Below are 10,083 nucleotides of genomic sequence, written 5' to 3'. Positions count from 1 at the left end.
TGTTGCCTGATCATGCCGAAAACTTCTGCATTGGAAACCCTTATCGAACTGGCACAGACCCGCACGGATGATGCCGCCCGAAGATTGGGATTTTTAAACGCTCAAGGCCTGGACATGGAAGCCAAGCTGGTTTTGCTGACACAGTATTCGGACGAATACCGGGCCCGCTTTCGAGCTTCCATGCAGCAAGGCCTCACAGCGGCAGGATGGCGAAATTATCATGAATTCATCGACAAGCTCGACGCTGCGATTTCCCAGCAACAGGAAGCGCTGGCGCTCATGCGGCAGCGTGTCGCTGCCGGTGAGGTCGTGTGGCAATCGGAGCGGCGTGTTCTTAACTCTTATGACACTTTGGCGCAGCGTCACAGGCAGATCCAGCTGGCCCACCAGGCAAAGCGCGAGCAGCGGGAAACAGACGAGTGGGCGAGCAGTGCGGCTATCCGGTCTGGCTCGACATAGTTGAACCATACAAGATAATAAACTCCTGAAAAATCGAATTCCGAGAGCAGCCTATGCTATCTGTATCATCGAGCACCGCTTTGCATCCCGCCAAGGATACTTTGACCGAATCGAAAAGCGTCATCCAGAAATCGGATGCGTCCGATTTCCACAAACTGCTTGCTGCCGAAGTGAGCGGTGATGATGAAGCATCGGATACAGGCGCTAGCGATCCGCAGGTGGGCCCGACGGCGAATGCGACCGGAAACGGTCTTAGCATATCCGGAAATCCGTCCCTGAAAGGTTCTGAAGATATGGACGCTGAGGCAGAGGCTCAGGAAGATCGCAGGGGCAAAGAAGGGAGTATCACCCCTGAAATGCTGGCCGGCGGGTTTCAGCTCTCTCACTCTGTCACCGGAATTGAAACTCGAACCCCTGCCGGTATGCTGGTCCAGCAGCAGCCTGACGCTGCATTCGGTCAGAGGAGTGCAAACGATACGCATCGGTCTGCTGCCGACCGGATCATTTCGCCTGCATCAATAGGACACGAGGCGCAGGCTGGGGGAGACGCAAAGTCATCCGACCCCTCGGGGCCGGCATCGGGAGAGGCCATTGTCAGCGTAGCGCAGGTCATGGAGGCGGGAATGCACCTGAGTTCTGCCATTGGGGGAGACTCTCGGGAGGGAGGGGCGACTGCTCGAATCGCTTCCTCCAGACTCGTATCTGCCCCTGGGGCAGGCGTGAAACTACCCAAAGATATGAAGTTCACAGGAGTCGCGGTGCGCGAGATGTCTCATTCTGAGTCGGCCTCCTCAGAGAGCAGGCTGGCGGGAATGTCCAGCAGCATTGGTGATTTCCTGCCGGATGTTGCACATCTGCACCCAGGCTCAACCGCAGGGAGCGATACTTCTTCGCTCCCCGCATTAGCTGCATCCGTCGTGTCCCACGAACTCCTGACTCCGCCCCCATCTCCAGGGCCTCTGATAGGCGACCTAGGTACAGTGCCCGGCACCGCAGATCTGCGCGATCCTTCTTTGCTCAGGCTGGAACCGCGCGTGGGCACAGGCAGTTGGGATAATGCCCTGGGTCAGAGAGTACTCTGGATGGTATCTCACCAACATCAGATCGCCGAGCTCAATCTGAACCCCGCTGATCTGGGACCGCTGCAAGTCGTCCTGTCCGTAAACAGCGATCAGGCCAGCGCAGCATTCGTATCCCAGAACCCCGAGGTTCGGCAAGCACTCGAAGCGGCGCTGCCCCGGCTGAAGGAAATGATGGCAGAAAGCGGAATCAATCTGGGCAATGCAACAGTCAGTGATCAGGGATCCCGGCAGCAAGGAGATTTCGAAAGGCAAAATAGTGCAAGGTCTCATTATCGGCAGGAAGAAAGCCGGATCGCCTCAGCAGGAACAAGCCTCGGAATGAGTCGCGGCACTGCTGATATTCGCGGACACCAGCTCGTGGATACCTTTGCATAGTTTGGGTGCGGTTTGTAACCAAGCCAGGTATAGAGAATTTCTGTTCGTGACGTCGAAGACTGCAATCTCCCAATCTCCAAATTTCGAGATAACCTGTTTTTTCCCGTTTGTTTCTCACATTGAAGGCGGGGCATCAGTTCAATAATGCCTCCTGCGCAAGCGTAAAACGGCTAACAGAGCACAAACATGGCAGTCAGACCAAATAAGCAAAGTAAAGATCCGAGGGAAGTAAAATTGGAGCAGAAATCCGGGAAAGGCAGGCTCGTTCTGATTATCACGGCGTGCGCCCTATTACTGGGAGCAGGAGGCGGCGGTGCAGGATGGTATTTCAGCCAGGTCTACAATGGGACAGGCGCGCTGCCGAAGCCTAAACCTCCTGTGTTTCTCAATCTGGAAACCTTTACTGTCAATCTCCAGCCGGAGCACAGCGAGCAGCATCTCCAAACCAATCTTACCTTGAAGGTCGAAGACGAAAGTGTGGTGGATTTAGTCAAATTGCATATGCCGGAAGTACGCAACCGCGTGCTGCTGTTACTTTCGGGCAAGACAGCCACGCAGATTTCGAGTACCGAGGGAAAAAAGAAGCTTGCCTCTGAACTCACTGCCGAGATAAATCACCAGTTCAGCGAGGAGCGTGTGACAGGATCGGTTGAGAACGTGCTTTTTACTTCTTTCGTGATTCAGTAGCTCCATGAGAGAGGACTTCCTTTCGCGTGAGGAGGTGGATGCTCTTCTCAGGGGAGTGAGCAGTGGATCCACGACAATCGAACAGAGTACGGCTAATCCCGGTTTTCGCCCCTACAACCTGGCGACACAGGAGCGCATCGTACGGGGGCGCATGCCCACCCTCGAAATCATCAATGAGCGTTTTGCGCGCCTCCTGCGTCTCGGACTGTTCAATTTCATGCGTCGCAGCGCAAATGTCACTGCGGGACCGGTAAGGGTTATCAAATTCAGTGAATTCGTGCATAACCTTGCGGTGCCAAGCAACCTGAATCTCGTGCATATAAAACCTTTACGCGGCACTTCGCTGTTTGTATTCGACCCCACACTGGTATTTCTGGTGGTTGACAGCCTGTTTGGTGGAGATGGGCGCTTTCTTCCCAAGACAGAAGGCCGCGACTTTACCCAGACGGAGCAGCGCATTATCCAGCGCTTACTCAACCTGGTCTTCGACAGCTATGGCAAATCGTGGAATCCGGTTTATCCGATTGAATTCGAATACGTGCGGGCAGAGACGAATACCCAGTTTGCCAATGTGGCGACACCCAATGAAGTGGTGGTTGCAACCACCTTCGAGGTTAATTTTGGTTCCGTGATTGGAGAAATGCACATCTGTATGCCCTATTCCATTCTCGAACCGATCCGCGATCTGCTGTCGAGCAGTGTGCAAGGCGAAGCCTTGGAAGTGGATAAACGCTGGGTTGGTCGACTGTCGAAACAGGTACAGTCCGCTGAGGTGACGCTACTGGTAAATCTGACGCATGCCCAGGTCAGGCTCGATCAGATCCTGAATATGAAGGTTGGGGACGTTATTCCCCTGGATATTCCGGAATTCGTTACTGCAAGCGTGGATGGGGTGCCGGTCATGGAATGCAAGTATGGAATTTCGAATGGCCGCTACGCCTTGCGTATGGAGAAAATGCTCGCTTCCGGGAGCAGTGAATGAGTGAAGTTGAACGCCGCGATCTGTCCAGGCGGCCCTTTGTAAATAAGACTGAGGAGATGAAAGTGTCTGTAACACCAGCCAATTCCACCGCTCGAACGCGGGCGGACCAGGATGAGACAATTGCGGCCGGGGAGACTGGCGCGGGACAGATATTCGAGCAATTCCAGGACGCGCAAAAGGTGCAGGTCCAGAACGATATTGACATGATCATGGATATACCGGTTCAACTCACAGTGCAATTGGGACGCACCAAAATCGCCATCAAGAACCTGCTGCAGTTGGCACAGGGTTCGGTGGTGGAACTGGATGGGCTGGCAGGGGAGCCAATGGATGTTCTGGTGAACGGCTACCTGATTGCCCAGGGCGAAGTTGTCGTGGTCAATGAGAAGTTTGGTATACGCCTGACCGATATCATCAAGCCGAGTGAACGGATACGCAAATTAAACCGCTAATCGTGAAAAGAAAACATCAGAACCCGTTTTTGCTTCAAGCGGTGCTCCGTAATCCTCTTTTAGCGGCAGCGCTCTGGCATTTCGCCTCACCGGCCATGGCGATTGGGGCGAGCGACAGCACAGTTACTTCCAGTGGCAGTCCCTTGCAGGTCATGCTCGGGTTGGGAGTAGTGCTCGCTGTGATCGCAGGTTGCGCATGGCTGCTCAAGCGCATGGGTGGAGTATACAGGGGTCAGGCAGGGGTGGTCCGGATAATCGGGGGATCGGCGGTGGGACAACGCGAGCGCGTCGTTGTGGTCGAAGTGGCCGAAACCTGGCTTGTCGTTGGTGTCGCACCCGGACACGTAACGGTATTGCATAGCATGCCCAAAGGCGACATTGGCGCAAGCACGCTCCATGTCTCCGGGACGCCGGGGCATGTTGGAAAAGATTCGAATTTTTCAGGCTGGCTGAAGCGGTTGGCAGAAAAGCATGGTGAATAGCATGTCAGATAAAAAATCCCGATCCAGCATACATATTGCCTACGGGATCATGGTCGCAGCCCTATTGCTGACTACGCCTGTGGTCGCGCTGGCACAGGCAAAGGGAGGATTTCCTGCCTTTAGCAGCACGCCTGCACCCCGTGGTGGACAAACTTATTCATTGAGCCTGCAAACACTGCTGCTGCTCACATCACTGACATTTCTGCCAGCGGTGCTCCTGATGATGACGGGTTTTACCCGCGTCATCATTGTCCTTTCGCTGCTGCGGCAGGCCCTTGGCACCCAATCCTCGCCACCCAACCAGGTGCTCGTCGGATTGGCGCTGTTCCTGACTTTTTTCGTCATGAGTCCGGTATTCGACAAGATTTATCAGGACGCATACCAACCTTATGTGGAAAACAGGATGACGATGGAGCAGGCATTGGAGAAGGGCGCCGTGCCGCTCAAGGCTTTCATGCTGAAACAAACTCGGGAGACCGATCTTGCGCTGTTCGTCAAACTCTCGGGTAGACCTCAGTTGAACGGACCGGAAGAAGTATCCCTTCGGGTGCTTGTTCCGGCCTTTGTTACCAGTGAGTTGAAAACCGCATTTCAAATCGGCTTCGCAGTATTCATTCCTTTTCTGATCATTGACATGGTCGTGGCATCGGTGCTCATGTCGATGGGAATGATGATGGTATCGCCAGCTCTCGTTGCACTGCCTTTCAAGATCATGCTCTTCGTGCTGGTCGATGGATGGCATATGCTGATCGGCTCGCTGGCAGAGAGCTTTTATTAAGGATGCAACATATTTATCCACTGGACGAGATGATGGAAAAGAACCATGACACCTGAAAGCGTAATGACACTCGGCCAAAAAGCAATGGAAGTTACATTGATGGTTTCCGCTCCCTTGTTACTGGCTGCACTCGTCACCGGACTACTGGTCAGCATCTTTCAGGCTGCCACCCAGATCAATGAGATGACTCTGTCTTTCATTCCCAAACTCGTGGTCCTGTTTGCCATGCTGGTGTTTGCAGGACCGTGGATGCTTTCGGTGCTGCTCGACTATATGAGGCAGGTGCTGGAAGGAATTCCCGGAGTGATCGGATAGTTGTTGTCAGGACTATCCCGAAAAAGACAGACGAGAGCGGCATCTTGCTTGTCACACCCCGCCTCCAACACTTCCTGGACCGGGGGGATAAAGCAGAATTCCATTATTGTTAAATGATCACGCTCAACTCGGCCGATCTCAATGCGTGGCTCATTTCCTTTTTCTGGCCTGCTGCCCGTATTCTGGCGCTCCTTTCGGTAGCTCCGGTATTGGGAAATCTTGCAGTTCCTGTCAGGGTGAAAGTGGGATTGGGTATCCTCGTCGCGCTGGTCGTGGCGCCCACCCTCGAACCCATGCCAAATATCGAGTTGGCATCGGCTCCCGGCCTGCTGGTTCTCGGTCAGCAGATCATGATCGGACTGGCAATGGGCTTTGCCATGCGCATCATCTTTAGTGCGATTGAATTGGCGGGAGAAATTGCAGGCTTGCAGATGGGTCTGGGATTTGCTACGTTTTTTACGCCTCACAGCGATGGCAGCAGTCTTGTTCTGGGGCGTTTCCTGGGCCTGCTGGGAACGCTCGCATTTTTATCATTCAACGGCCATCTGTTGATGCTGTCTGCGCTGATCGACAGCTTCAACGCCTTCCCGATCTCCACCGAACCCTTTTCAAATATGGGATGGAAAAGGCTGGCGGAGTGGGGGAGTATTATTTTTAGCGTCGGCCTGCAACTTGCGTTGCCGGTGGTCGCGGCATTATTGATTGTCAACCTCGCGCTGGGCATTCTGACCCGCGCGTCGCCCCAACTGAACATCTTCGCGGTAGGTTTTCCGATTACCCTGACGGTTGGAATGTCAGGGCTCATGCTGTCGCTTCCGCACTTTACCCCGGTGCTCGAGCGATTGATCACTGAAGGATTGCAAACGATGCTGGAGGTGGCGCAAAACGCCCGTTGAACTCAGCGGTTTACCTTACGACGAACGAAGGCAAGGCTGGCAAGACCGATACCGAGCAGGGCCAGGGAATCTGATTCCGGAAGCTCGTTGATTGCAACGATAACGTTTCCATCGGCAGGGTCTGCAAGATCGAGAAGTTCGAGACTTGATTCCGTTCCTTTCTTGCTTTTCTTCAAACCGGTTATATCTCCTGTAACTTGGATAAGACCCCAGCCGCTTGAGAAGTCTGAGGAGATAACTTCTGTTCCGTATAGCCTTCCTAGATTTTCACCTCCATCTGCGTTCTGGAAGCGTCCTGTTCCCCCTGTTATATCGAAGAAGGAGGTCTTTAACGTAAATATGGATGGGCTGGAAGGAACGAACTGCCCCCAGTAATCGGCAAAAATTTGATCTCCACCGAAAAAGGCAAATGTCATCTTTCCTTGAAAGGAAAAATAACTGAAATCTGCGGCGGGCGTGATGCAGTCCTTGGCTGCGAGGGAAACCGCGCCGAAAGACGAAATTCCACTGCCGGAGATTGCGCCTCCCATATGGGAGGCGCATCCAGCATCAAAACCGATCTGCTCCTGTATGACCGCGCTTACCGAGAAAAGCGCTGCCCCGGTGTCAGAAACGGGCGCCAGCGTGGCCATACCGGCGGTGATTGAAGCTATAAAGCGCTTTATCAGCGTTGTGCGAGCTACTTTCAATTTAAGCTCCTTTTAATAATCATTGGCGCATCAATTATTGAAATCTCACGTCAAAGAGAGGGTAAAAAATTCGGACATGCCGCCAATCTATAATGTGCAACTTTCCACGTCAACCTTGTGGATTGAATTTTCCTTATCTGCTGCTAAATTAAAAAAACGGAAAGCAGAAATGAATCAATGACGTCGTCGCCAGAATCGGTAGGCGTTCGTGTCAATTAGGGGGAAAAATGACCACGCTCGATCATGCCACTTTTATTAATCGCCTCAAGGGAAAATTGATCAACACCAGCGCGTTGAGGCAGTCCTACCCGGATCTGAACCTGAGAGGATTGCCGGCTGACGAGATGATGGAGGGCAGTCTTCCAAACCTCGAGAGACTCTGGGAAATTATCGACAACTATGATCACGACGGGAATGTCAATACCATTTCCGATCCTCCCGCCGTGGCGATTGCCGAGTGGTTGTTTGCCGGAACAAGAGGCACTGAGCCGGCGACGGGTGAGCCGATAAACTGGAAGATGCTTGCGGAACTGGGTGACAGGAGTATCACGAACAATAGCAACGCGCATAAAACGGCGATCGAACGCACGGGCATCGGCTTGTATTATGGGGACCATTCCCAGTTCCATGACGACATTCTAAGAGGAGACCAGGCTGGGCTGCGGACACAGATTGACGCCATGAGCATGGGCAACTGGCGAATGGGATCGATTGAACCGGGATACATCACGATAGAAAAACCCTCAGGAGGGGAAACACGCCTGCGTGAAAGTTCGTGTATTGGATGGGTGATGGAGAATGTGAAGGCAGCCTATGAAGGGGCGGGTCATGGGGCGCGTTTTGCAGAAATAAACGCCCGGGTAAAGGGGGCAGATTTGCGCGGTACTGTCCTTTGTGAAGAACTGCAAGAGGATGGGTGGAGCGCCGTGTTTTATAGCCCGCGCACAGCCGAAGACCTTTCTGCTGCGGATGAGCGCGAGAAACTCGGGGCTCTGAACATGGCAAAGGCGGGTGCGCGCATCTGGAAGTCTCCAGTTTCCGGATCTACCGGCGTTCGCTGCGATGCAGTCGTTTCCGGTTACCGGGGGGTAACGCCGGACAGCAAAACTGAGGCGTTACTGGAAAAACTGGAAAATGCGCCATTCTTCGTAGGAGTGGCGAATGGGGGTCTGCATACCTTCGTGGGACATAACGGGAGCGTGTGTGATTTCCACTGGAAGGCGCAGCCGGATGACAGGGACGCGATGACCGAGAATCCTGTTCGCCAGTGGGCGTGGGACACGGGGCTTTACATGATTCCACCCGGTTATTGGTAAGAAAACTTCGGGCGGGGCGGAAGGTCACATTCAAGTGTGGAAGATTTTCAGCCCAGCAGCTTTGCCATGCGTCCTAGCGCGCCCTCCAGGTTGGACATTGCGGTGGCAAAGGAGAGCCTGATGTAGCCTTCACTCCCAAAAGCGGAGCCTGGCACCACCGCGACACCCCCCTGTTCCAGCAGATATTCGCTAAAGGCGATATCGCTGCCATCCTTGATCATCCCGTTACCGTGCAAACGTGCAATTGCTTCCCGTGCATCGGCAAATGCGTAGAATGCTCCCTCGGACAGCAGGCAACGGATGCCGGCGATACCATTGAGGGCATCAGTCACGAAACGGTTCCGCTGCCGGAACGCTTCCACCATTGGTGTGATACAGGATTGATCGCCATTCAGCGCTGTTTCAGCCGCCACCTGGGAAATAGAGGCAGGGTTTGAAGTGCTCTGCGACTGGACATTCTCCATTGCGGTGATGATGTGAGCGGGACCTGCGCAATAACCGATTCGCCAGCCTGTCATGGCATATGCCTTCGAAACCCCGTTAAGCACCACTGTGCGGGGATAGAGGCCTGGACATGCATTCAGAATATTGACGAACTTGCCCTCCGATAGCAGGATATGCTCGTACATGTCATCCGTGGCAATCAGGATATGGGGATGCCTGAGTAGAACTTCTCCCAATGCCTTGAGTTCGTCCAGCGTGTAGACACCGCCAGAGGGATTACTGGGGCTGTTGATGACGAACATCCGGGTTTTCGGTGTAATGGCTTTCTCAAGCTGAGCCGCTGTAATTTTGAAACCCTGCTCGATACCCGCCTCGACAATGACTGGCTTGCCTTCGGCGATCAGGACGATGTCAGGATAAGAGACCCAGTAGGGCGCCGGTATGATGACCTCATCCCCAGGATTGATGACAGACAGTGTGAGATTGAAAAAGCTTTGCTTGCCTCCGCACGAAACCAGAATTTGTCCCGCAGTATAGTCGAAGCCATTTTCGCGCTTGAACTTGGCGATGATCGCATTCTTGAGGGCGGGTGTTCCACCAACAGCCGTATATTTCGTAAAACCGCGGTGAATCGCGGCAACCGCAGCATCCTTGATGTGCTGGGGGGTATCGAAATCGGGCTCGCCAGCGCCCAGTCCGATAATATCCTTGCCTTCCGCTTTCAGGCGTGCGGCTCGGGCAGTGACAGCCAGAGTAGGGGAGGGCTTGATGGCCTGAACGCGCTTTGAGAGTTCCACAATAATGTCCTTATGCTAATGGCACTTGTGCTGCGTGATAAAATCAGCCATCAAGTCGCGGGTGATGCTACATGCGGTGGTTGGAGGAGATGGAAAAACGCCTGCCTTTTGATGAGGCTTGAGATTTGAAACATGATGAAGTGGAGCGGGGTAACCGGTTCTCTCTTGCAATCCCCGGATAGCTCCATCTGACCGACTGCATCGCGCATACTTGCGAAAAATACGCAATCCACTTCTCCAGTTTGACGAGGAGTCAGCCGAAGCAGAAGCAATGCTGCAAGTCATGGAATTAACTGAAAAACCGTAGACAACGATGGATTTGGATTATA

Annotated in this window: 13 protein-coding genes; 11 read left to right on the top strand and 2 right to left on the bottom strand. The window is 53.6% G+C overall.

What is annotated here, in order from left to right; genetic code table 11:
• Positions 1-12 precede the first annotated feature (12 nt).
• From fliJ to fliR, 9 genes are all read left to right on the top strand, one after another.
• Complete coding sequence (gene fliJ, locus BMW46_RS08570) at positions 13-459, top strand: flagellar export protein FliJ (RefSeq protein WP_074707222.1); 447 nt, start codon at positions 13-15, stop codon at positions 457-459.
• A 101-nt stretch (positions 460-560) separates the two neighbouring features.
• Positions 561-1,916: a flagellar hook-length control protein FliK gene (locus tag BMW46_RS08565; RefSeq protein ID WP_218141777.1), complete on the top strand. Its 1,356-nt coding sequence runs from the start codon at positions 561-563 to the stop codon at positions 1,914-1,916.
• A 234-nt stretch (positions 1,917-2,150) separates the two neighbouring features.
• Positions 2,151-2,603 (top strand): flagellar basal body-associated protein FliL, encoded by a 453-nt coding sequence (fliL, locus tag BMW46_RS08560; protein WP_256377012.1) that lies wholly within the window; start codon positions 2,151-2,153, stop codon positions 2,601-2,603.
• Positions 2,604-2,607: 4 nt separating this feature from the next.
• Positions 2,608-3,585: a flagellar motor switch protein FliM gene (fliM, locus tag BMW46_RS08555; RefSeq protein ID WP_074707214.1), complete on the top strand. Its 978-nt coding sequence runs from the start codon at positions 2,608-2,610 to the stop codon at positions 3,583-3,585.
• A complete protein-coding gene (gene fliN, locus BMW46_RS08550; protein WP_143121438.1) occupies positions 3,582-4,037 on the top strand; it encodes a flagellar motor switch protein FliN in 456 nt (151 codons plus the stop codon). The genes fliM and fliN overlap by 4 nt, the downstream gene beginning before the upstream one ends.
• Positions 4,038-4,039: 2 nt before the next feature.
• Complete coding sequence (gene fliO, locus BMW46_RS08545) at positions 4,040-4,519, top strand: flagellar biosynthetic protein FliO (protein WP_081355741.1); 480 nt, start codon at positions 4,040-4,042, stop codon at positions 4,517-4,519.
• 1 nt (position 4,520) lies between these two features.
• Positions 4,521-5,297: a flagellar type III secretion system pore protein FliP gene (gene fliP, locus BMW46_RS08540; protein ID WP_143121437.1), complete on the top strand. Its 777-nt coding sequence runs from the start codon at positions 4,521-4,523 to the stop codon at positions 5,295-5,297.
• 45 nt (positions 5,298-5,342) lie between these two features.
• The gene (gene fliQ / locus BMW46_RS08535) at positions 5,343-5,612 is read left to right on the top strand and encodes a flagellar biosynthesis protein FliQ (RefSeq protein WP_074707210.1); all 270 of its coding nucleotides are present in this window, start codon (positions 5,343-5,345) and stop codon (positions 5,610-5,612) included.
• A gap of 113 nt (positions 5,613-5,725) precedes the next feature.
• Positions 5,726-6,508 carry a flagellar biosynthetic protein FliR gene (gene fliR / locus BMW46_RS08530; RefSeq protein ID WP_074707206.1) on the top strand — a complete coding sequence of 261 codons (783 nt, stop codon included), beginning with the start codon at positions 5,726-5,728 and terminating at the stop codon, positions 6,506-6,508.
• Positions 6,509-6,510: 2 nt separating this feature from the next.
• Here the strand turns inward: fliR and BMW46_RS15580 are convergent, their stop codons facing one another.
• Entirely contained in the window at positions 6,511-6,924 is a 414-nt protein-coding gene (locus BMW46_RS15580) for a hypothetical protein (RefSeq protein ID WP_218141776.1), read from the bottom strand.
• Positions 6,925-6,930: 6 nt separating this feature from the next.
• On the opposite strand from BMW46_RS15580, the gene BMW46_RS15575 reads away from it, so the two are divergent.
• Together BMW46_RS15575 and BMW46_RS08520 are read left to right on the top strand one after the other, a co-directional pair.
• Positions 6,931-7,155, top strand: a complete 225-nt coding sequence (locus BMW46_RS15575; RefSeq protein WP_218141775.1) for a hypothetical protein — start codon at positions 6,931-6,933, stop codon at positions 7,153-7,155.
• A gap of 269 nt (positions 7,156-7,424) precedes the next feature.
• The gene (locus BMW46_RS08520; RefSeq protein WP_074707201.1) at positions 7,425-8,513 is read left to right on the top strand and encodes a hypothetical protein; all 1,089 of its coding nucleotides are present in this window, start codon (positions 7,425-7,427) and stop codon (positions 8,511-8,513) included.
• A 47-nt stretch (positions 8,514-8,560) separates the two neighbouring features.
• On the opposite strand, the gene BMW46_RS08515 is transcribed toward BMW46_RS08520, so the two are convergent.
• The gene (locus BMW46_RS08515; protein ID WP_074707198.1) at positions 8,561-9,754 is read right to left on the bottom strand and encodes a pyridoxal phosphate-dependent aminotransferase; all 1,194 of its coding nucleotides are present in this window, start codon (positions 9,752-9,754) and stop codon (positions 8,561-8,563) included.
• Positions 9,755-10,083: the final 329 nt, after the last annotated feature.

Origin of the sequence: Nitrosospira multiformis, from assembly GCF_900111585.1 — a bacterium.
Lineage (GTDB): Bacteria > Pseudomonadota > Gammaproteobacteria > Burkholderiales > Nitrosomonadaceae > Nitrosospira > Nitrosospira multiformis_B.
The sequence above is the reverse complement of the archived record's forward strand: the minus strand, read 5'-3'. Positions and strand labels throughout refer to the sequence as shown.

What these genes read in the sequence shown, in the direction of transcription:
- fliJ (WP_074707222.1), top strand. Translation starts at nt 13, where the DNA reads ATGCCGAAAACTTCTGCATTGGAAACCCTTATCGAACTGGCACAGACC.
- fliM (WP_074707214.1), top strand. Translation starts at nt 2,608, where the DNA reads ATGAGAGAGGACTTCCTTTCGCGTGAGGAGGTGGATGCTCTTCTCAGG.
- fliN (WP_143121438.1), top strand. Translation starts at nt 3,582, where the DNA reads ATGAGTGAAGTTGAACGCCGCGATCTGTCCAGGCGGCCCTTTGTAAAT.
- fliP (WP_143121437.1), top strand. Translation starts at nt 4,521, where the DNA reads ATGTCAGATAAAAAATCCCGATCCAGCATACATATTGCCTACGGGATC.
- fliQ (WP_074707210.1), top strand. Translation starts at nt 5,343, where the DNA reads ATGACACCTGAAAGCGTAATGACACTCGGCCAAAAAGCAATGGAAGTT.
- fliR (WP_074707206.1), top strand. Translation starts at nt 5,726, where the DNA reads ATGATCACGCTCAACTCGGCCGATCTCAATGCGTGGCTCATTTCCTTT.
- BMW46_RS15580 (WP_218141776.1), bottom strand. Translation starts at nt 6,924, where the DNA reads ATGACATTTGCCTTTTTCGGTGGAGATCAAATTTTTGCCGATTACTGG.
- BMW46_RS08520 (WP_074707201.1), top strand. Translation starts at nt 7,425, where the DNA reads ATGACCACGCTCGATCATGCCACTTTTATTAATCGCCTCAAGGGAAAA.